Annotated in this window: 20 protein-coding genes; 6 read left to right on the top strand and 14 right to left on the bottom strand. The window is 58.8% G+C overall.

Features of this window, described 5'->3' with window-relative positions; all coding sequences use genetic code 11:
* The 13 genes from atpD to rho form a co-directional block, all read right to left on the bottom strand.
* Positions 1-1,494 carry a F0F1 ATP synthase subunit beta gene (atpD, locus tag BJP08_RS05425; RefSeq protein ID WP_071568653.1) on the bottom strand — a complete coding sequence of 498 codons (1,494 nt, stop codon included), beginning with the start codon at positions 1,492-1,494 and terminating at the stop codon, positions 1-3.
* 3 nt (positions 1,495-1,497) lie between these two features.
* Positions 1,498-2,472: a F0F1 ATP synthase subunit gamma gene (locus BJP08_RS05420; RefSeq protein WP_071568652.1), complete on the bottom strand. Its 975-nt coding sequence runs from the start codon at positions 2,470-2,472 to the stop codon at positions 1,498-1,500.
* A gap of 52 nt (positions 2,473-2,524) precedes the next feature.
* Positions 2,525-4,195 carry a F0F1 ATP synthase subunit alpha gene (atpA, locus tag BJP08_RS05415; protein WP_071568651.1) on the bottom strand — a complete coding sequence of 557 codons (1,671 nt, stop codon included), beginning with the start codon at positions 4,193-4,195 and terminating at the stop codon, positions 2,525-2,527.
* 9 nt (positions 4,196-4,204) lie between these two features.
* On the bottom strand, positions 4,205-5,038 hold the full coding sequence (locus BJP08_RS05410; RefSeq protein WP_071568650.1) for a F0F1 ATP synthase subunit delta: 834 nt from the start codon (positions 5,036-5,038) through the stop codon (positions 4,205-4,207).
* Between the two features lie 5 nt (positions 5,039-5,043).
* Positions 5,044-5,613, bottom strand: a complete 570-nt coding sequence (locus BJP08_RS05405; protein ID WP_071568649.1) for a F0F1 ATP synthase subunit B — start codon at positions 5,611-5,613, stop codon at positions 5,044-5,046.
* A 47-nt stretch (positions 5,614-5,660) separates the two neighbouring features.
* On the bottom strand, positions 5,661-5,903 hold the full coding sequence (locus tag BJP08_RS05400) for an ATP synthase F0 subunit C (RefSeq protein ID WP_070362616.1): 243 nt from the start codon (positions 5,901-5,903) through the stop codon (positions 5,661-5,663).
* A gap of 106 nt (positions 5,904-6,009) precedes the next feature.
* A complete protein-coding gene (atpB, locus tag BJP08_RS05395; RefSeq protein ID WP_071568648.1) occupies positions 6,010-6,804 on the bottom strand; it encodes a F0F1 ATP synthase subunit A in 795 nt (264 codons plus the stop codon).
* Positions 6,805-7,243: 439 nt separating this feature from the next.
* Complete coding sequence (locus tag BJP08_RS05390; protein WP_071568647.1) at positions 7,244-7,705, bottom strand: hypothetical protein; 462 nt, start codon at positions 7,703-7,705, stop codon at positions 7,244-7,246.
* A gap of 11 nt (positions 7,706-7,716) precedes the next feature.
* Positions 7,717-8,859, bottom strand: coding sequence for an MraY family glycosyltransferase (locus BJP08_RS05385; RefSeq protein ID WP_071568646.1), 1,143 nt, complete (start codon positions 8,857-8,859; stop codon positions 7,717-7,719).
* Entirely contained in the window at positions 8,860-9,519 is a 660-nt protein-coding gene (locus tag BJP08_RS05380; protein ID WP_071568645.1) for an L-threonylcarbamoyladenylate synthase, read from the bottom strand. It lies immediately after the preceding gene.
* A 37-nt stretch (positions 9,520-9,556) separates the two neighbouring features.
* Positions 9,557-10,423, bottom strand: coding sequence for a peptide chain release factor N(5)-glutamine methyltransferase (gene prmC / locus BJP08_RS05375; RefSeq protein WP_177221716.1), 867 nt, complete (start codon positions 10,421-10,423; stop codon positions 9,557-9,559).
* Complete coding sequence (gene prfA, locus BJP08_RS05370) at positions 10,410-11,483, bottom strand: peptide chain release factor 1 (RefSeq protein WP_071568644.1); 1,074 nt, start codon at positions 11,481-11,483, stop codon at positions 10,410-10,412. Before prfA ends, prmC begins: the two co-directional genes overlap by 14 nt.
* Positions 11,483-13,309, bottom strand: a complete 1,827-nt coding sequence (gene rho, locus BJP08_RS05365; protein ID WP_083428426.1) for a transcription termination factor Rho — start codon at positions 13,307-13,309, stop codon at positions 11,483-11,485. The genes prfA and rho overlap by 1 nt, the downstream gene beginning before the upstream one ends.
* Positions 13,310-13,613: 304 nt before the next feature.
* Between rho and BJP08_RS05360 the strand changes: the two genes are divergently transcribed.
* From BJP08_RS05360 to BJP08_RS05340, 5 genes are all read left to right on the top strand, one after another.
* Complete coding sequence (locus tag BJP08_RS05360) at positions 13,614-15,356, top strand: long-chain fatty-acid--CoA ligase (RefSeq protein WP_071568643.1); 1,743 nt, start codon at positions 13,614-13,616, stop codon at positions 15,354-15,356.
* A gap of 62 nt (positions 15,357-15,418) precedes the next feature.
* Entirely contained in the window at positions 15,419-16,537 is a 1,119-nt protein-coding gene (gene moaA / locus BJP08_RS05355) for a GTP 3',8-cyclase MoaA (protein WP_071568642.1), read from the top strand.
* 6 nt (positions 16,538-16,543) lie between these two features.
* Positions 16,544-17,776, top strand: a complete 1,233-nt coding sequence (locus BJP08_RS05350) for a molybdopterin molybdotransferase MoeA (RefSeq protein ID WP_071568641.1) — start codon at positions 16,544-16,546, stop codon at positions 17,774-17,776.
* A gap of 17 nt (positions 17,777-17,793) precedes the next feature.
* Positions 17,794-18,273: a cyclic pyranopterin monophosphate synthase MoaC gene (gene moaC / locus BJP08_RS05345; RefSeq protein ID WP_071568640.1), complete on the top strand. Its 480-nt coding sequence runs from the start codon at positions 17,794-17,796 to the stop codon at positions 18,271-18,273.
* 1 nt (position 18,274) lies between these two features.
* On the top strand, positions 18,275-18,847 hold the full coding sequence (locus tag BJP08_RS05340; RefSeq protein ID WP_071568639.1) for a molybdenum cofactor guanylyltransferase: 573 nt from the start codon (positions 18,275-18,277) through the stop codon (positions 18,845-18,847).
* A gap of 7 nt (positions 18,848-18,854) precedes the next feature.
* On the opposite strand, the gene BJP08_RS05335 is transcribed toward BJP08_RS05340, so the two are convergent.
* Positions 18,855-19,343 (bottom strand): molybdopterin-binding protein, encoded by a 489-nt coding sequence (locus BJP08_RS05335; RefSeq protein ID WP_071568638.1) that lies wholly within the window; start codon positions 19,341-19,343, stop codon positions 18,855-18,857.
* Positions 19,344-19,559: 216 nt separating this feature from the next.
* Between BJP08_RS05335 and BJP08_RS05330 the strand changes: the two genes are divergently transcribed.
* Complete coding sequence (locus BJP08_RS05330) at positions 19,560-20,849, top strand: MFS transporter (protein WP_071568637.1); 1,290 nt, start codon at positions 19,560-19,562, stop codon at positions 20,847-20,849.
* Positions 20,850-20,868: the final 19 nt, after the last annotated feature.

Here is a 20,868-nt window from a genome sequence, read left to right as displayed (position 1 = left end):
CTAGCCTTGCAGCTTCTTGTAGGCAGCCTCTACGTCATCCAAGCCACCCAGGCCGTTGAATGCCTGCTCTGGGTATGCATCGAATTCGCCGTCACACAGCTTCTCGAATGCGTCGATGGTCTCCTCGAGCGGAACGTAGGAGCCCTCTTCGCCGGTGAACTTCTTTGCAACGAAGAAGTTCTGGCCCAGGAAGCGCTCGATCTTACGAGCACGCATAACCGTGACCTTATCCTCTTCAGAAAGCTCGTCCATACCGAGAATTGCGATGATGTCCTGCAGTTCCTTGTTCTTCTGCAGAATACCGATCACTCGCTGAGCAACCTCGTAGTGACGCTCACCAACGATGCCTGGCTCAAGGATACGCGACGTGGAGGTCAGCGGGTCCACTGCTGGGTAAATACCCTTGGAAGCAATGGAACGCGAAAGCTCAGTCGTCGCATCCAGGTGAGCGAAGGTCGTCGCTGGAGCCGGGTCGGTGTAGTCGTCGGCTGGCACGTACACGGCCTGCAGCGACGTAATCGAACGGCCCTTGGTCGAGGTAATGCGCTCCTGAAGGACACCCATCTCATCTGCCAGCGTTGGCTGGTAACCCACGGCGGAAGGCATACGGCCCAGCAGGGTCGATACCTCAGAACCAGCCTGGGTGAAACGGAAGATGTTATCGATGAACAGCAGCACGTCCTGGTTCTGAACATCGCGGAAGTACTCCGCCATAGTCAGGCCGGACAGCGCGACACGCATACGAACCCCTGGTGGCTCATCCATCTGGCCGAAGACTAGGGCTGTATCTGGCAGAACACCCATGTCCTCCATCTCGAGGAAGAGGTCGGTACCCTCACGGGTGCGCTCGCCGACGCCGGCGAACACGGAGGTACCAGAGAACTCGCGTGCGATACGAGTAATCATCTCCTGGATGAGAACGGTCTTACCAACACCAGCACCGCCGAAGAGGCCAATCTTGCCACCCTTCACGTATGGGGTGAGCAGGTCAATGACCTTAATGCCGGTTTCAAGGATCTCGGTCTTACCTTCCAAGTCTTTGAACGCTGGTGGCTCGCGGTGGATCCCCCAGCGCTCGCCACCAACGCCGACCGATGGGTCGTCCAGGCACTGGCCGAGTGCGTTGAACACGTGGCCCTTGACCTGGTCGCCAACCGGAACGGAAATTGGGTTGCCGGAGTCACGTACCTGTGCGCCACGAACCAAACCGTCGGTCGGTGCCATAGCGATTGTGCGGACGAGGCTGTCGCCAAGGAACTGGGCAACCTCGAGCACGATGGTGCGAGACATCTCACCGAGGTCGATGTCGACCTCAAGTGCGTTGTACAGAGCGGGCAGCTCGCCACGCGGGAACTCCACGTCGACGACTGCGCCGATGACGCGCACGACGCGGCCATTCTCAGACCCTGCTGGGTTCTGAGCGAAATCGGACTCATTCTGAGCCTGACCCGTTGGCTCCTCGCCGAGCTCGTCGTAAGAGTGAGCAGTAGTCATGATTTAGTCACTTTCTCCACTACCAGACAGCGCGCCAGCGCCGCCGATAATCTCGGTGATTTCCTGGGTAATTTTTGCCTGACGGGCTTGGTTAGCCTCACGGGACAAGTTGTTCGCCAATTCGGTGGCGTTGTCCGTAGCGTTCTTCATCGCTGTACGGCGTGAAGCGGACTCCGCTGCGGATGCCTCCAAGAAAATCGAGTACAACGAGCGGGAAACGTAAGCCGGAAGCAGCTCGTCCATCAGCGTGTCCGCGTCTGGTTCAAACTCCATGTCCGGCTGGACATCCCCACTTGAGGTGAGCATGTCTTCCTGCTCATACTCGTAATCTTCAAGCACCGGCTCGATTGGTAGCAACTGGTGCACCCTGGCTTCTTGTGTCAGCATCGACACAAATTCTGTGTACACCACGTGTACCTGGTCAAAGCCACGAACCGCCTGGCCCTCTGGGCCATGCAGGCCCTCGCGCCACTTTGCGGTACCTTCGGAGCTCGCCATGAAGCCGTCAATCAGGTGACGACGAACGTCGTGGGTCGCTTCCCAAGAAGGCTTCTGGGACCAACCGGTCCAGGAACCTTCAACGTCCATGTCGCGGAAACGGTAGTGGGTTACACCCTTACCGCCCGTGATGTAACGAACGACTTCGTAGCCAGCTTCCTCGAGCATGCGCTCAAGTTCAGCTGCCTTCTTCAATACGTTGTGGTTATACCCGCCGGCCATACCGCGGTCTGATGTGACCACGAGGACTGCTGCGACCCGACCATTCTCACGCTCACGGAGCATGGGGTGGTCGAGGGAGCTCGCAGCTGCGAGGCGTTCCATGACGTCTTTCAGCTCGTCTGCGTACGGCTTCGCCGCCTCGACGCGCTGCTGTGCCTTGGTGATCTGCGATGTTGCGATCAGTTCCTGGGCTTTGGTGATCTTCTTCGTGGAGTTTACGGACCTAATTCGGTCGCGTAGTTCGCGAAGTGTTGCCATGGGTTACTCTCCTCCCTTCCTATATGTAGACGTTTACGTCTTGTTTCAAGAATTACTTCTTGGAACGGCCGACGTTAAGGGTATTTTTCTTGACCTCGCGCTTGTCCAGTGCGTCTGCCTCTGGTTCGCGCACAATGTGCTCACCAGTGGAGGACTGGAACGAGCGAGCGAAGTCATCATTGACGCGCAGCAGCGTCTGCTTGCTCGTATCGTCGAGCGCAGCGCCACCAGCGATCTGTTCGTAGACCTCCGGAGCGACGGAGCGAATGTGCTCCTGCAGCTCGAACTCGTAGCGGCGTACATCTTCGACGGGAACGACGTCAAAGGCGCCTTCGTTTGCAAGCCAGATAGACACGATCTGGAACTCGACAGGCTGCGGAGCATTCTCCGACTGCTTGAGGAGCTCAACCAGACGCTGACCGCGCTCGAGCTGGTGCTTCGAAGCTGCATCCAGATCGGAAGCGAACGCTGCGAACGCCTCCAGGTCACGATATGCAGCAAGGTCGAGACGCAGGTTACCCGCAACCTTCTTCATGCCCTTGGTCTGCGCTGCGCCACCGACACGGGACACGGAGATACCCACGTCAATAGCTGGACGAACACCCTGGTTGAAGAGGTCGGACTGGAGGAAGACCTGGCCGTCAGTAATCGAAATAACGTTGGTAGGAATGAACGCACCCACGTCGTTCGCCTTGGTCTCAATGATCGGCAGTGCGGTCAAGGAACCAGCACCCAGCTCGTCGTTCAGCTTCGCAGCGCGCTCCAACAGGCGGGAGTGCAGGTAGAACACGTCACCTGGGTATGCCTCGCGGCCTGGTGGACGACGCAGCAGCAGCGAGATCGCACGGTATGCCTCTGCCTGCTTGGTCAGGTCATCGTAAATCACCAGCACGTGCTTGCCCTGGTACATCCAGTGCTGGCCTAGCGCCGCACCGGAGAACGGTGCGAGCCACTTGAAACCTGCGGAGTCGGATGCAGGTGCAGCCACGATGGTGGTGTACTCAAGCGCACCGTGCTGCTCGAGGGTTGCACGGACACCGGCAATCGTGGAGCCCTTCTGGCCCACAGCGACATAGATGCAACGAACCTGCTTCGACGGATCGCCGGTCTCCCAGAAGTGCTTCTGGTTCAGGATCGTGTCGATGCAGACTGCGGTCTTACCAGTCTTACGGTCACCAATGACAAGCTGACGCTGACCACGACCGATTGGGGTCATTGCGTCGATAGCCTTGATACCGGTCTGCATTGGCTCCTCAACCGGCTGGCGGTCGAGGACGCCTGCAGCCTGAAGCTCAAGTGCGCGCTCTTCGTTGGATTCAATTGGGCCAAGGCCGTCGATTGGCTGACCCAGTGGGTTAATAACGCGGCCGAGGAATTCCTCCCCAACCGGGATGGACAGAACTTCGCCTGTCCGCTTTACTTGGTCGCCCTCGGTGAGGGTCTCGAAATTACCCAGAACCACGACACCGATCGAATCGGTCTCAAGGTTCTGTGCGACGCCGATGACGCCGTTCGGAAACTCGAGCAGCTCATTCGTCATGCATCCTGGCAGCCCGGAAACCTGGGCAATACCATCTGCAGCCGAAGTCACCACGCCGACCTCCTCACGGGAGGCCTCCGCGGAGTAGCTCGAGGTGTAGTTCGCTATCGCGCTACGGATCTCATCGGAGGAGATCGTCAGCTCCGCCATGTTCTTCCTGCTCTCGGTAGTTTGTTCCAGCATTATCTCTTACTAAAGGGTCGCGTTGGCGAGGAGGTCGGTGCGCATGCGGTTCAGCTTGCCGCGCGTAGACCCGTCGATCAGTTCATCGCCGACTCGGATGGTCAGTCCACCGAGGAGGCTGGGGTCAACCTCAGAATGGATTGCCATCTCACGACCGTAAATATTCTCAAGTTTCTGTGCCAGTGCATCGCGCTGCGCATCAGAGAGCGCTTGTGCGGTGACCACACGTGCCACGGCCTTCCCACGCAACGCGGCGACGTCAGCTGCAAGAGCTGCAAGATCGTCTACCGGATGGTGTTCTGGACGGCCAATGACCTGCAAAGCTAGCGCTTCAGTAACAGTGGTGACCTTGCCATAAATGACGTTCGCCAGCAGGCCGCGCTTCTGTACGGCTGTAGCGGTGCGGTCGGAGAGAAGCTGAGTCAGCTTTCGCTCCTTCTCAAGCAAGGTGGAGAGTTGGTACAGCTCGTTTTCGACCTGGTCCAACTGTCCCTGGGCCTCAGCGCCCTTCATCAGTGCGCGGCGACCCAAGTTGATCAACCCCGCGCGGAATTCACGCGGATTTGACCACTCCTCGGAAGCTGCTGCAGCAAGGATCTGTGCCGTGGGTTCTGCGACCTTGGCACCGAAAACATCGTTGATGATCCCGCGACGCTGCGAGGCATCAAGCGAGTTATCAGCGACAGCGATGCGCAGTGCGCGCTCGGCATCAAGCTGATCCACAGTCAGGAATAGTTCCGTGCCAAGTTGCAATGCAACAGCGACGGTGTCCCCTGCCCCTTGAATCAGCTGATCAAGCTGCTCAGAAACTTTTGTTTGTGCTTCGCGACTAGCTGCCTTCATTTCGCCTACTTCCTCGTAGAAACGTTGTCGAGTTCGGCGAGGAAAGCATCAATTGTGTTCGAGCGGCGGGTGTCATCCGACAGCTCGGTGCCCAGCAGGCGCTCTGCAAGATTGATGGAGTTCTGGCCCATCTCGTTACGCAGTTCAGCGACGACCTGCTCGCGGGAAGCCAGAAGCTGCTTTTCGCCGGCTTCAACAATTCGACGAGACTCCTCTTCAGCGCGCTCACGAAGCTCAGCCTGGATTTCCTTGCCCTTTGCTCGGGCAGCTTCACGAATCTCAGCGGCTTCGGCGCGTGCCTCAGCGAGTTCAGCGTTGTTCTTTTCTAGAGCAGCCTTAGCTTCGGCCTGGGCAACCTGAGCACGCTCAATGCCACCCTTGATTCGGTCTTCGCGCTCCGCCAGCACTTCCTGGAACTTCGGAATAACATACTTCCAGAAGAGCAAGAATACGATGACGAAGACAACAGCCGACCAAACCACGTCGTACATGGCAGGCAAGAGAATCGACGGCTCCGTCTCAAGCGGAAACGTCTCTCCCTCTGCCAACACGAAAATATCGTTGACGTTAGTCATTGGTTGCTCCTGATCTAAAAAGTGTACGTGGAATTCGTGAGTTCTTTTTAGAACAGGAAGCCTGCAACGAGGCCAATCAGGGCAAGTGCCTCAACGAAGGCGATACCCAGGAACATGGTGGTACGCAGCTGGCCAGCCATCTCTGGCTGACGTGCCATGCCTTCAACGGTCTTACCGACCAGCATGCCAATGCCGATGCCAGGGCCGATGGTTGCGAGGCCATAGCCGATGGTGCCGAGACCGGTGTATTCGGTAGCGGCCGCTGCCTGAGCAAGAATGATGTCGTTCATGTGAAAGTCGTTCCCTTTCTTGGTGTTTGCCTGCAATACCTCACGCAGGCAAACGAGTGACAAATTATATGGGGTTTATTCAGTTTGACCAGTAGGTTGCGCTTTGTTAGTGCGCGTCTGCATGCAGCGACAGTTCGATGTACACCGCAGTCAACAGAGCGAAGATGTACGCCTGCAGGAAGATAATGATCAACTCATACAGGGTGAACAGCAACGCCGCGATCAGGGTCAGCCCTGACACGCTCGTCCAGGCCGAGATCTGCCAGAAGAAGAAGTTCGTAGCAGAGTACAGCAGTACGAGAATGATGTGGCCAGCCAGGAAGTTCGCCATAAGACGAAGCGCCAGCGTGACCGGACGCAGAATAAACGTCGAGAAGAACTCGATCGGCACAACAAGGAAGTGCAAGAAGAACGGCAACCCAGGAATCACGGTCGAGTGCTTGAAGAAGGCAACGCCGTAGCGCTGCACGCCCGCGTAGATCATCGCAATGTAGGCGACAACAGCCAGCACAATCGGCATACCGATACGTGCGTTTGGCGAGATGTTGAGGCCAGGGATGATCGTGGCGACATTCATGAACAGGATCGTGAAGAAGATTGTCGCGATGACCGGCAGGAAGCGCCGACCTTCCTTCTTCCCCAACGTGTCTTCGGCGATGTGGATACGGACGAAGTCCACACCCAACTCGCCAATGTTCTGCAGACCCTTAGGAACCAGCTTGGGCTTCCTAAAAGCAATAACAAAGAGGACCACCAATACTGCCGCCATGAACAGGCGGACGAGCATGATACGGTCCAACGCAAACCAGCCATTGGCAAAGTCTTCACCAATGAACTGGTCGAACGTGTGCCCCGGGAAAAATTCTGGACCCAATTGGGGTGCGTGGAATGTACCCTTCATGGCCAAAGTTGTAACGCTCAGCGTTCTCTCCCGTTCTCGGGCCGCACAGGATGTGCGGTGCGATGGACGTCTCCAACAAGCTGTCTCCGCGGCGGACTCCGTCGCACATCTTCTACCACGGGACAGGGGATGTCTTTTCGTGCTTCTTCCAGCGAAAAATGAGGAAGCAGCAGACCTTAACTAACCCGCTCGATACTTTAACAGGTCACAGCGTATTTTTACTCTTTAGGGGGTCCTGCAAAGCTTCTTCTGAAGATTTTGGACATTCACGCTAGTAAATGTGGCTGGTACTGGCGTTTTCGTCGCGTTTGTTACTTCCCCCACACCCGTTCCAAAAAGGGGTACACATCCGCTAATTCGGGAATACCACCCCCGCATTTCGGCATAAAGAAACGTCGCCACCCCAAGGCCAGGGGTAGCGACGAAAATGTCCGCATATTTACGACTGCTGAATATACGCCGTACGAACGCTCAGGACTCCCATCGCTTCCGCTCCGAGCGCTACAACCAACGCTGCAATCGTTGTAACGCCAAACGCCGTCGAATCATAAAACGTCGCATCCCGAAGCGCGAGCAAAATAAGGACAATGACGACCATCTTGATAAGCCAGCCGCCGAGTACCACGGCCATGGTCGCAGTCGGAGTGGAATTCGACGTCACCAGCACGCTGATTGCGGTCAAAAGCACGAAGCCTCCACCAATACCGACCCCCATGAGTGCGGCCCACAGCCCTGGCGCACCGCTTACTGCACCCCATCCCATGAGCGAGACGATAAGCAGAGCCACTAGCGCGATAGTTCCGAAACGCAACGCGCGCAGTAATGGTCGTCGCTGATCTTGGTACTGTGCAGTATCTGAGACTTCGAGGTTCGCTGTCGCCGGGTTCTTTGGAGTATCCACGTTTGGACATCCTACACAGTTGCAGGGCCAATCTTGCCCTTCAACCACGGGATGAGCGTCGCGACAAAAGCGATCGCCAGCGACAGGACAGTGAATGCGACGGCAAATCGGGTGGGGACGATCGAAAAGCTCACCGCGCCGAGCGCTACTGCGGAAATCCACATATAGAGGACCAAAACAGTGCGCCGGTGTGTATGGCCGAGCCGAAGCAGCCGGTGGTGGATGTGTCCAGCATCTGCCTCCCACGGGCGCTGGCCACGAATGACTCGCCGAATCACGGCCCACATGAAATCAAGCAAAGGCAGTGCAATGGCCGCCAGCACAACAATAATTGGGCTGACTAATGCCACCATGTCCGCTGCGCCGTAGAGCGACATGTTGATCTTTCCCGACGCTGACGTCGACGCCGCGGCCAGCAGCAGTCCAATGAGCATCGAGCCGGAGTCTCCCATAAAAATCCGGGCTGGTTCGAAGTTATGCGGCAAGAACCCCGCGCATATGCCAACCAGCACAGAACAGATAATTGCCGGTGGGTAAGCCGAAACGGCACCCCCTTGGTCGTGAAGCACAGTCAGGGAGAAGAGGAGAATCGCTCCCCCAGCGATCATGCCAAGGCCAGCGGCGAGCCCGTCGATGCCATCAACGAAGTTCACAGCATTGATGATTAACACAGTGAAGAAAGCGGAAAGCAACATGCCCTGCACCTGGTCGAGGATCAGCGTGGTCCCCTCCCCGAACGGCACATAGAAGACCGTAAATACGAGCCCGAGAAAACTCATGAGACCGGCGACTACGAGTTGCCCACAGAGCTTAACGACGGCCCCGAGTTCGTAGAGGTCGTCGACAATTCCGAGGATGACAATGCCACTCGCACCAGCGAACACCGCCGTCATTTCCGGTGTGACTGGGGCAAAGCCACGTGTGAGGGCCGGAAGCTGTTGGGCGAGAAAGAGGGCGCAGACAAGTCCTGTGAACATAGCCAGGCCACCGACGGACGGTGTCGGCTGGGTATGCACGTCGCGTTTGCGGATCTCCGCTACCCTGCCTGTGCGAATGAGTGCGGTGCGAACTGCACCAGTCAGTAGGTAGGTAATCGCTGCAGCGACAAGCAGCACCAAGCCCAGTTCACGCAGTGGGACTCCGGCACCGCCCATCTATTTCCTCCGCAATTGCTCTGGGTCAAGCTTAAGGACTTGAGCAATGCGCTCGGCACTGATCGCTCCCTCACGCAAGATGACGGGGCTGGGGCCGGAGACATCGATAATCGTTGACGGGGTGCCTACTTCCGCAGGGCCGCCCTCGAGGTACACGCCCACGGCGTCACCAAACTGTTGGCGCGCTGCAGCCGCGTTCAGGGCGGGCGGGTTGCCGGTGAGGTTCGCCGACGAAACCGCCATCGGCCCGGTGCGCTGCAACAGCTCAAGTGCCAAGGGTTGATTTGGCATCCGAAGCAACACAGTGCCACGGGTATCCCCAAGGTTCCATGGCAGGCTCGGCGCCTCAGGGACGACGATTGATAGGCCACCGGGCCAAAATGCTTCGACGAGCGTCTTCGCCGTATCGGTGAACTCTCGCACAAGCCCCTGGATAGTCGTCCAGGAACCAACCAAGACTGGCACTGGCATATCCGGGCCACGGCGTTTCGTTGCCAATAGTGTAGCCACCGCTTGGTTGTTGAATGCGTCCGCCCCGATGCCGTAGACGGTGTCAGTAGGAAGAACGATACAACGCCCCTCTTTTACCGCTGCTTCGGCCGCTTGCAGTCCTTGTTCGCGTTCTTCTGGCTCGAGGCACTGGAAAACCCTGCTCGCCATAATGCTCCTCGTCTTCTTTGTTCAGTACCGGACTAGCTTACTCGCTCTGTTTCCGCGCGCAGACAAAGCGGTGTTTTCCGGTGAGGTCCGGTAGCCGTTCAATGCTTGCAAATACGCCACTTGCTGCTACGACGTCGACGGTCAGATCAGAGGTTGCGTCGTCGTGCTCGACCGCAAACACTCCCCCGGGCTTAAGAAGGGTGGCAGCTACCGGCACGAGCCCACGGATCGCATCCATACCGTCATCTCCAGAGAAGACAGCCTCAGCAGGGTCGACGTAGACTTCCGGGTCCAACCCGTCGGTATTCGGCACGTAGGGCGGATTACTCACGACCATATCCACGCGGCCACGCAATTCCGGGAGCAGGTTCGGGTCTGTCATGTCACCGGCGATGATCTGAACGTTCGCCCCCACCGCTTCGTTGTTGCACTGCGCGTATTCACGCGCGGTCTCGGACCGTTCTACTGCGATCACTCGCGCCTGCGGTAGAGCGTGAGCGATATACAGCGCAAGTGCGCCCGAGCCAGTCCCCAAGTCCACGACCGTAGGGGGCTGCGCAAAGTGGGACGTTCGCAACGTTTGTACAGCCCAGTCGGCGAGAACTTCGGTCTCTGGACGCGGGATAAACACGCCCGGGCCGACACGCAGCGTGAGAGGACCAAACGGTGCGGACCCAACGATGTGTTGGAGGGGTTCGCGCGATGCACGTCGCTGAATCGCTGCCTCAAACGCCGCTTCAAATTCCTGGTCGACGTCAAGGAACAGCACGTTCATCGGGGTTTCGTCGAGTAGCCAGGCTGCGATGAGTCTCGCGTCGACTGTTGGCGTGGCAACGCCCGCGGCCGCAAGCTTCTGCGCGCCACGGGCGATGACCTGTTGAGCGGGGTGTTTACTCGGCTTCAAGTCGTTCCTGCCGCTCGTGCGTCTGAAGCGCTGTAATCAGATCGTCCATGTTGCCATCAAGCACCGTGTCAAGGTTGTTCGCCTTGTAGTTGATGCGGTGATCCGAGATACGATTCTCGGGCCAGTTGTAGGTCCGAATACGCTCGGAGCGGTCCATGGTGCGCACCTGCGACGCGCGCCCCTCGGCGGCTTCTGCTTCGGCCTTCTCGCGCTCGAGCTGGTCGAGGCGGGCTTGCAACACCTGCATTGCGCGGGCGCGGTTCTGAATCTGCGAGCGCTCGTTCTGGCAGGTCACCACGATGTTCGTCGGCAGGTGCGTAATGCGCACTGCGGAGTCAGTGGTGTTCACGCCCTGGCCTCCCTTACCGGAGGACCGGTAGACATCGACGCGGATGTCTTTCTCATCGATGTTTACCGACGCCACTTCGTCCGGCTCCGGGAACACATAGACACCCGCAGCAGATGTCTGAATGCGGCCCTGTGACTCGGTGACCGGCACACGCTGCACGCGGTGCACGCCGCCCTCGAACTTCAACTTGGACCACGCACCATCGCGAGACGGTGTCTTCGCCTTCACTGCGACAGTCATGTCTTTCACACCGCCAAGATCGGACTCGGAAAGGTCAAGCACTTCCCAGGTCAAGCCGTGTTTCTCGCAGTACTTTTGGTACATGCGGGCGAGGTCCCCAGCGAACAGTGCCGCCTCTTCTCCGCCAGCGCCAGCTTTGAGCTCCATAATGATGTCATCACCGTCGTGCTCGTCGCGTGGCGCGAGCAAGTCCGCGAGCTCTTCCTCAAGCGCGACGATTTCCTTCGCAAGACGCTCAGCTTCTTCGGCGAACTCTTTGTCTTCGTACGCCATCTCCGCTGCAGCCTCATGGTCCTCACGCGCCTGGTTCAGCGCGTCATTGACCTTGATAATTGGCTGTAGTTCAGCGTAGCGCTTCGAGAGTTTCCGGAACCTCTCTTGGTCACCCGCGATGTCCGGGTCACCCATCTGAGCCTGGATGCCCTCGTATTCGGCGACGTAGTCGTCGACAAGCGAAACTTCGCCAGCCATTAGATGTACTCCTCTGCGTCTTGGTCAGCCACCATTGGTGCCGAGTTGGCGACGCCCATCAGGAACTCGCCGTTGCTCTTCGTCTTCTTCAGCTGCTTGATCAGCATGTCAATGGATTGCTGCGGGTCAAGCGCCGACAGGATGCGGCGAAGCTTGTGCATGACACGTGCCTCGTCCGGCCCCATTAGCAGTTCATCCTTGCGGGTGCCGGATGGGTTGACGTCGACAGCTGGGAAGACTCTGCGCTCCGCGATCTTGCGGTCAAGTTTCAGCTCGGCGTTACCAGTGCCCTTGAATTCCTCGAAGATCACGGTGTCACCAGCGGAACCGGTCTCCACCATCGCCGTGGCGATGATTGTGAGCGAGCCGCCCTCTTCGATATTGCGGGCGGCGCCTAGGAAGCGCTTCGGCGGGTACAGCGCGTTGGAGTCAACACCACCGGACAGGATGCGACCAGACGCTGGTGAGGAGTTGTTATACGCACGGCCTAAACGCGTAATGGAGTCGAGGAGAACGACGACGTCCTGTCCCATCTCCACGAGGCGCTTTGCCCGTTCAATGGCGAGCTCCGCAACAGCGGTGTGCTCTGATGGCGGACGGTCGAAGGTCGAGGCGATAACTTCTCCCTTCACGCTGCGCTGCATGTCCGTGACTTCCTCGGGACGCTCGTCAACGAGGACGACCATCAGGTAGCACTCTGGGTTGTTCTTCGCGATGGCGTTCGCAATGTTCTGCAAGATCGTCGTCTTACCAGCCTTTGGAGGCGAGACGATCAACGCGCGCTGTCCCTTACCGATCGGCATGACCAGGTCGATGACACGAGTGGTCAGGATATTTGGCTCCGTCTCCAGGCGCAGGCGCTTGTTTGGGTACAGCGGAGTCAACTTGTGGAACTGCTTGCGCTGCTTCGCGTCCTCCGGCGTCATACCGTTGACGGAATCAACACGAACCAGCTGGTTGTAGCGCTGGCGGTTACGGCCAGAGCCATGCTGGTGCCCCTGCCCATTCGCGCGAACCTGGCCGATCACCGCGTCACCAGAACGCAAACCGTTCGCCCGAACGAGGCGATTGTTCACATACACGTCTGCGCTGCTCTGGCGATAACCAGTGGTGCGGATGAACGCAGCGTTGTTGTCGATGACATCGACAATACCTGCTACTTCCTGCAGCTCCTCTGGTGGAATGTTCTGGTTGTCCTGCTGGTCACGGTTGTTGTCCCTACCGCGGCGTCCACGACGACCGCGGCGGCCACGACGCCCCCCTCCGTCTTCGTCGTGGTCACGGTTGTTGCGACCTCCACGGTCGTTGCGCTGGTTACGGCCACGGCCACCGTTGCCATTGCTGTCATTGTTGTTGTCAGACTTCTCAACGGACGAGTCGTTATCGTGCTTGTCGTTCTTCTCTTCATTCGAACGCTTCTGCTCCGCGTCAGACTCATGGGGCTCGTGGGCCTCGTGGTTGTGTTTTGCGCGGTTCCGACGAGCGCGGCGTGCTGCAGACCTGGACTCGTAGCGCCCCTCGTGCTGCCCGGACTGCTGCTCGTTCGCCTTTTCTTCGTCGCCCGACTTATCACCCTTTGCCTCACTGTTTTCAGCGGGGTCAGCAGCCTTGCGAGTTGCGCGACGGCGGTTGTCGCTGTGCGATTCCTCTTCTGCAGCCTTCGCAGGGGTCTTACCAGGGACCGTACCGGTCGTAATGGCCTGGATGAGCTCGCCCTTTCGTAGACCGGAGACACCTTTAAGTCCTTTTTCGGCGGCAAGTTTGCGCAGTTCAGGAATCTTCAGTGCCTGAAGGTCGGTTCCTGCTGCGTTTCCCGTATCTGTCACGGATGTCCTTTCGTCACTTCGCCAGCAAAGAGAGTGAACACTGATTCGAAGCTTTCGTGTGCATTGTGTCGTTACGTTCACTGTGCGCTGCAAGTTCATTAGCAGTAACTGAACTGCCTGCGCGCTCCCCCATGGTCAGTGAAAACCATGTAATAAAACTACGCCACTGCACGTAGATTGCAAAAAGGAGGAAGCGGATCGGTGAGACTGGGTGCGCGACCAACCTTGTGCGACGCGCGTGATCCGCCCAGTATTGTAACCCATGTTTGGGCTGTAGGTGTGCGATTCACGCTAAAGTGGTGCCATGCTTTCAACCATGCAGGAAGTGCCGTTTTCCGTCGGTCGCATTTTGGAGTATGGGCGTACCGCCCACGCTTCGACGAAGTGTACGACGTGGGGCCTCACGGGTGCTGAAGAATGCACGTTCGCGGACATTGGCGCGCGAGCCAGCGCTTTTGCCAACGCAGCCGAGATCCTGCTTGGTATTGACGCCGACCAGCGCGTGGCAACATTCATGTTCAACTGCTCCGAGCATATTGAGGTGATGTTCGGTACCGCCGCAAAAGGCGCCGTCTTTACCCCACTGAATATACAGCTGATGCCAGATCAAATCGCGTATGTGGTAAACCACTCGGAGGCGAAGGTGATCGTGGCGGATCCTCGTCTGGCAGAGAAGCTTTCTCGGGTCATGGAGCTCTGCCCGTTGGTAGAGCACGTCGTTTTTACGGGTGCGTTGCTCGGCGAGGACATACTAGGGCTGTCAATGGGCACAGCTCAAGTGCACAGCTACGAGCAACTTCTCGACGGCCAATCTACCCGCTACCTGTGGCCGGAGCAGCCTGAGAATACCGCCGCCGCGCTCGTGTATTCCACTGCGACAACAGGGGCCCCGAAGGGCGTGGCCTACTCGCATCGCTCCCTCTGGTTAGAGGCGATGACGCTTCGTTCTACCGACTCCCTGGCGATTACGCACGGCGAATCGTTTCTGTGTTGCATCCCCATTTATCACGTGTTGAGCTGGGGCGTGCCATTCGCAGCGTTTTTAACTGGTGCTCCGTTGGTGCTGCCCGGCGCTGATGTTTCCGCTCCGACGCTTGCAACAATCATTGCCTCAACGCATCCGCGCGTGGCGCATGGAGTGCCTACCCTGTGGATCCAGCTGATGGTGCATTACCTGCATACGCCGCCAGAGCGTATGAGTTTGCAGGAGATTTTTGTCGGCGGCTCCCCTGCTCCGCCAGCGTTGATCAAGGTGTGGGAAGAGCGCTACGGCGTCGACGTCATCCACGTTTGGGGCATGACGGAAACGTCGACGGTGGGCACGGTGGCGCGCCCACCGTCCGGCGCATCGGGCGAAGCGCGCCAGGCGTACCGGGTGTCGCAGGGACGTTTTGTGCCGTGGCTTGAGTACCGGGTGGTCAACGATGGCGAGGTGATGGCGTCGACAGATCTTTCACAGGGCGAGATTCAAGTGCGCGGCAACTTGGTTGCAAGCGGCTACTACCACTCGCCGACCCAGGAAAAGGGTGAGCTCGCCTCGACGTTCCGTGGCAAGGAGATTAACGATGCCCGCCACCACTTCACTACAGATGGTTGGCTGCGCACGGGAGATGTGGGCACCGTCACCGCCGATGGGTATATGACCTTGTACGACCGTGCCCGCGACGTCATCCGCTCTGGCGGCGAATGGATTTACTCCGCGCAGGTAGAAAACCTCATCATGGAAGCAGAGGATGTCATCGAGTGCGCGGTGATTGGATTCCCCGACCGGCAGTGGGGCGAGCGTCCGCTGGCGATTACCGTGCTGCTGGACGATATTCCCCGCACCGCTGAGACAGCTGCGCAGCTGCGCAAGAGTCTGGCCGATGTGTTGCCAACGTGGATGGCCCCTGAGTATTGGACGTTCGTCGATGTCATTGACAAAACATCGGTGGGCAAGTTCGACAAGAAGGACCTGCGGAAGCACCTGGCCAATGGCGACTACGAAATCATTGCCTTACCCGGACCGGGCAACCGTGGAAGAAAGAGGCAAGAGCCCGAACAATAAATACGGGTTTTCCGCTACTAATTCTTGACCTTGCACGTTTCCTACTTATTATTGACAGCACTATGCCCATTCATCTTCCGCTTGCGTCGCCGTTAGCGCCCCGCGCTGACTCCGACGGACCTCTCGCGCCAAACGCCAGCCTGGACCCTGGCGAGCAGCCTGCGCCGCGCACGCTCGACGATCGTTTTGGGCGCACGGCGCGAGACCTCAGGGTCAGTCTCACCGACCGCTGCAACCTGCGCTGTACATACTGCATGCCGGCGGAGGGCCTCGAGTGGATGCCGACGGAAGAGGCGCTGACGGATGAAGAGACGATCCGCCTGATCCGGCTCGCGGTAGAGCGGCTGGGCATTCGGCAGGTCCGTTTCACAGGGGGTGAGCCTCTCTTACGCCGCTCGCTTGAGCACATCATCAGCGAGACAAAGGCAATGCGGACCGATGAAGGAGTTGCTCCTTCAACGGCAGTAACCACGAATGCGCTAGGCCTTGCCCATCGCGCGCAATCGCTTGTCGACGCCGGCCTCGACCGCGTCAACGTTTCTCTTGATACGACGGATCGGGAGCTCTACGCGCAACTCACACGGCGTGATCGGATTGACGATGTCTTCGCAGGCATCGACGCCGCGGTGGAGGTTGGCCTCCACCCGGTAAAGGTAAACGCCGTGGTCATGCCTGGCGTGAACAAAGACGGTGTCACGGATCTTGTGCGCTTCGCGCTAGAGCGCGGACTGCAGTTGCGCTTCATTGAGCAAATGCCACTTGGCCCTCGCGAGCAGTGGAAGCGAGCCGACATGGTCACCGCCCATGATTTGGTTGAGCGGCTCCGCGAAGATTTCACCCTTTCGCCTGCTGTGGAGCCACGGGGTTCCGCCCCTGCTGCATTGTGGGATATCTCCGACGGCACCCACAAAGGCAAGCTTGGGATTATTGCATCGGTGACGCACCCCTTCTGCGGGGCGTGTGACCGAACCCGTCTGACAACCGACGGCTCCATCCGGTCGTGCCTGTTTTCAAAGGCGGCTGACGAGGTCTCACTTCGAGATGTCATGCGAGCTGGCGCTTCCGATGCGGAGTTGGCAGACCTCTGGTCCAAGGCGATGTGGCTGAAGAAACCCGGACACGGCATTGATGACGAGGGCTTCCTGCAACCGGAGCGCCTCATGAGCGAAATTGGTGGTTAGCAACTAATGGGTACTCTTCCTTCTATCGATGATCATCTGACGCGCGTCTTAGCGATGGCGCGCCCCCGCATCCAACGCGACGTGCCATTAAGCGACTGCGCAGGCCAGGTACTTGCAGCAGATGTAGTCGCGAGGTTTCCGGTTCCGCCTTTTTCAAACTCGGCGGTCGACGGCTTCGTAGCTCACGAGACGGACCTTTGCGGCGAGGGGCCTTGGGTGCTGCCTGTAGCTGGTGAAATTCCCGCCGGACATGAGGCGATCAACTGCCCACCCGGCCACGCGGTCCGCATCATGACCGGCGCACCGGTGCCTCCGCAAGAAGGCCTCCATATCGTTCCGGTCGAGCAGACAAACATCCCCCGAGGTCCTCATCCGCTGCCCAACGAAGTGCAAATTCATACCGCAGACCTTGGGCGATCCCACATTCGTCACGCGGGTGAGAATGTTGGTATCGGTGACGTGGTTGCTCGCAAAGGGACCCGGATTGATGCAGGTACGCTCGCCGCACTCGTCGCAACAGGAGTGCGCACAGTGGATGTGTTCGAGCGCCCGACTGTCACTGTGGTCTCTACCGGCGACGAGCTCGTCGCTTGGCCGGGCGACATTCACGGTGCGCAGATTCCAGATTCAAACCTGCCAATGGTGGCAACACTGCTGCGCGAAAGCGGCTACGCCAATGTGATCACGATGCACGCTGACGACGACACGGACTCGACCGAAGCCCTGCTACAGCGGGCCGCGGAGCAAGCGGACATCGTGGTCACCACAGGCGGCGTCAGCGCGGGCGCGTACGACGTGGTCCGCGCCATCACGGAATCCGATCCAGACATGTGGTTCGGGCACGTGGCCCAGCGCCCCGGAAGCCCGCAAGGCGTGGGCCGTTGGTCTGGCGCTGCGTTCATCTGCCTACCAGGCAACCCTGTTGCCGCGTTTGTCTCGTGCGCGTTGTACGCGATCCCGCTGCTGCGCGCGAGCGCTGGAGACAACACACGCTGCACCGTGGACGAACGCGCTACGGTGATGGCGGACGTCGATACGCACTTCCCTGCCCCGCGTGCTGAGCGGCATGTCTTTGTGCCTGTGTGCCTTCGCGCCGAACGCGGAGCGGTCCGCGCTGAAGCGTTCGCCGGAGGGCATGGAGGCTCTGGATTCGTCGCTTCCTTGCCTGCGGTCGATGGAATCGCTGTCCTTGCCCCCGGAACCGACGCCCCTGCGCGTGTCCCAGTGATGCTGTTTTAGGAATAGAAAGACTCAACATGGAATTCACTCATCTCGACGCTGCTGGCCAGGCTTACATGGTCGACGTCACGGAAAAGAAGCCAACCGTCCGAAACGCGACTGCGCAAGGCGAGGTCGCTTGCTCGCCTGAGGTGATGCAGGCGTTGCGCGAAGGCACTGTGCCGAAGGGCGACGTGTTGGCGGTGGCCCGAGTCGCAGGTATTTCAGCTGCGAAGCGCGTGCCAGACCTCCTCCCACTTGCGCACACGATTGGAGTGCACGGCTGCGTTGTCGACGTCGAGCTGCGCGATGACCACGTATTTATCGAGGCCACGGTGCGCACCGCGGACCGGACGGGCGTCGAAATGGAAGCACTCACTGCTGTCAGCGTCGCGGCGCTTGCCATCGTGGACATGGTCAAGGGTGTTGACCGTTCCGCATTTGTACGCCGGATCGGGATCGTCGCGAAGTCCGGTGGCCGCTCCGGAGACTGGTCGCGCGAACTCCCCGAGGCATAGCGTGCGAGACGAGTGGGAGGATGTCGGCGTCGTTGTGCTCGCTGGGGGGCGCTCGACACGAATGGGCGCCGATAAAGCCCAGGTGAAAGTGAACGGCACCCGCCTCGTTGATGCGGTGTGCTCGCTCATCCCCGATGAGGTACCGCGCATCGTGGTGAGCCCACAGCCGCTCGGAGTGGCCACCATAAGTGAGGATCCGCCGTTTGGGGGTCCCGTCGCGGGGATTGCTGCGGGGCTCTCGCGTATCGACGCACCCTTCGTCGCCGTCGTCTCCGTCGACGCACCGCGCTCCCCTGAACTGGTCCCGGTCCTCGCGCAGCCCGTCCGTGACGGCGCGGACGTCGCGGTCATTGAAGCGGTTGACGGCTATCTGCAACCACTGTGCGCGGTGTGGAACCGAGCCTCCTTGGTAGCAGCACTCGACGCTGCGGGCTCACGCGACATTCCCGCGAAGCGCCTCTTCGACGCGGTTGAGCACATAGTACGAGTCCAGGGCACTGGCGCTGAGCGCGACTACGATACGCGGTTGGAACTCGACGAGCTTGGGGACGTCGAGTTTCCCGCTACCGAGTAGCGTCTGGTTAGCGAACCCACTCTGTCAGACTCGGCCACAGCGCAAGGATGACACCGAGGGTGTCTCGCACGCCACCGTGCGAACTCGGGGCGTTGACGATGAGGCTTGCACCAGGCTCCCGGGAAGTGAGACCAATGAGGCCTCGGCAAAGTCCGGCGCGCGGTGAATGCTCCAGCCCGTCGATCAGTACTTGGGTTTCGATGCCGTGGAGCCGTGTGGAGATGAACTCTTCGCTTACTTCAGGGGTGAGGTTTCGGGGCCCCAGTCCGGTACCACCACAGGTGAGGATGAGCGAGTTCCCGCCCTTCACCGCCTGTGCCATTGCGCCCCTGAGCGCTTTGTCACCCTCTGGAATGACTACGGGAGGTGCGACCTGAAATCCAGCTTCGGTGAGCAGCTGGATAGCGGCGGGGGAAGCTTTATCCTTTCGCTCGCCGCCGAAAACTCGGTCCGAAACGACGATTATTACCGCTGTAGGGTCCGTTGTTTTTTCCATGAAGTGTTCCTTCCCTGGGCAAACACCGGCATATGTACAAATCCTTGAATTAGGACACATGCGTGTTGCGTAATTATGCACGACTTTTCTCGTGGATAAGTTGATAGTAGCAGTTCACTGCAACTATTCTTAAAAGTAGTTGCGGGTTTTTCTGACATTTTTATTCACCCGGAGCACATAGACCTTTATCGCATTTTTTGAAGAGGATTTCACCACATGTCCAAGCTCGACACCTCCCAACGGGTACTCACCGGTTGGGACACTGAAGATCCAGAAAAGTGGGACGCCGGAATCGCATGGCGCACACTTTGGATCACCACAATTTCGATGTTCTTCGGGTTCGTCACCTGGTACATCGTTGCGGCGGTCGCGCCGCGCCTCAATGAGATCGGGTTCGACCTCACTGCTGCACAGCTTTACTGGCTTACTGCAGTCCCAGGACTGGCGGCTGGTATCTTCCGCCTGATTTGGATGTTCTTGCCACCAGTTCTTGGTACCCGAAAGCTCATTACGCTTTCGACAGCACTCTTCCTCATCCCACTGGTCGGCTGGTATTTTGCGGTCCAGAGTCCTGAGACTTCATTCGCGACGCTCATGATCCTGTCCTTTATGACAGGTATCGGCAGCGGTATCTTCTCAGGCTTTATGCCGTCGACGGGGTACTTCTTCCCGAAGGCAAAGTCCGGTACGGCGCTCGGCCTCCAGGCAGGCCTGGGCAACCTCGGCATGTCGTTCGTGCTGTTGCTGACACCTTGGCTCATCGGCACCACGATGATCGGCACGATCGAGGCTTCGGATGGTTCAGGTACCGCGATCAACGTGCATAACGTTCCGGCCTTCTTCGTCCCTTGGGTCATCATCATGGTCATCGTGTCCTGGCTGATGCTGAAGGACGTTCCGGTGAAGGCAAACTTCCGCCAGCAGATCGATATTTTCGGAAACAAGAACACTTGGATCCTCACCATCATTTACGTGATGACGTTCGGCGCCATCGCCGGATTCGGCGCTCAGCTCGCACTGTTGATGAAGAACTCCTTCGGCGACAACGCGACGAAGCTGCTCGGTTGGGCATTCATGTACGCCCTGCTCGGGGCCCTGGTTCGCGCTCTGTGGGGCCCACTGTGCGACAAGTACGGCGGTGCAATCTGGACGTTCGTTGCTGGTGTTGGCATGACGGTCACCACTGCAATTGCCGCAATTTTCCTTGCCCGTGGTGGTGACGCCGCGGCACCGTTCTTCTACACCATGCTGGCCATGTCTGTCTTCGCTGGCATCGGCAACGCTGGCACTTTCAAGCAGATGCCAATGATTCTGCCGAAGCGCCAGGCAGGCGGTGTTATCGGGTTTACCGGCGCGATCGGAGCATTCGGGCCGTTCATCGTTGGTGTGCTGCTCACGCTGATGAGTGCGCCCACGTTCTTCTGGGGCTGCGTAGTTTTCTTCACCTTCGCTACGACACTCGCATGGATCTACTACGCCCGCCCGAACGCACCGTTCCCTGGCTAACAGCCATTTCATTCACGAC

Source organism: Corynebacterium sp. NML140438, from assembly GCF_001875725.1.
Taxonomy (GTDB): Bacteria; Actinomycetota; Actinomycetes; order Mycobacteriales; family Mycobacteriaceae; genus Corynebacterium.
The sequence above is the reverse complement of the archived record's forward strand: the minus strand, read 5'-3'. Positions and strand labels throughout refer to the sequence as shown.

Coding starts and splice junctions, on each gene's coding strand:
- atpD (WP_071568653.1), bottom strand. CDS start 1,494: ATGACTACTGCTCACTCTTACGACGAGCTCGGCGAGGAGCCAACGGGT.
- BJP08_RS05420 (WP_071568652.1), bottom strand. CDS start 2,472: ATGGCAACACTTCGCGAACTACGCGACCGAATTAGGTCCGTAAACTCC.
- atpA (WP_071568651.1), bottom strand. CDS start 4,195: ATGCTGGAACAAACTACCGAGAGCAGGAAGAACATGGCGGAGCTGACG.
- BJP08_RS05410 (WP_071568650.1), bottom strand. CDS start 5,038: ATGAAGGCAGCTAGTCGCGAAGCACAAACAAAAGTTTCTGAGCAGCTT.
- BJP08_RS05405 (WP_071568649.1), bottom strand. CDS start 5,613: ATGACTAACGTCAACGATATTTTCGTGTTGGCAGAGGGAGAGACGTTT.
- BJP08_RS05400 (WP_070362616.1), bottom strand. CDS start 5,903: ATGAACGACATCATTCTTGCTCAGGCAGCGGCCGCTACCGAATACACC.
- atpB (WP_071568648.1), bottom strand. CDS start 6,804: ATGAAGGGTACATTCCACGCACCCCAATTGGGTCCAGAATTTTTCCCG.
- BJP08_RS05385 (WP_071568646.1), bottom strand. CDS start 8,859: ATGGGCGGTGCCGGAGTCCCACTGCGTGAACTGGGCTTGGTGCTGCTT.
- BJP08_RS05380 (WP_071568645.1), bottom strand. CDS start 9,519: ATGGCGAGCAGGGTTTTCCAGTGCCTCGAGCCAGAAGAACGCGAACAA.
- prfA (WP_071568644.1), bottom strand. CDS start 11,483: ATGGCTGGCGAAGTTTCGCTTGTCGACGACTACGTCGCCGAATACGAG.
- BJP08_RS05360 (WP_071568643.1), top strand. CDS start 13,614: ATGCTTTCAACCATGCAGGAAGTGCCGTTTTCCGTCGGTCGCATTTTG.
- moaA (WP_071568642.1), top strand. CDS start 15,419: ATGCCCATTCATCTTCCGCTTGCGTCGCCGTTAGCGCCCCGCGCTGAC.
- BJP08_RS05350 (WP_071568641.1), top strand. CDS start 16,544: ATGGGTACTCTTCCTTCTATCGATGATCATCTGACGCGCGTCTTAGCG.
- moaC (WP_071568640.1), top strand. CDS start 17,794: ATGGAATTCACTCATCTCGACGCTGCTGGCCAGGCTTACATGGTCGAC.
- BJP08_RS05335 (WP_071568638.1), bottom strand. CDS start 19,343: ATGGAAAAAACAACGGACCCTACAGCGGTAATAATCGTCGTTTCGGAC.
- BJP08_RS05330 (WP_071568637.1), top strand. CDS start 19,560: ATGTCCAAGCTCGACACCTCCCAACGGGTACTCACCGGTTGGGACACT.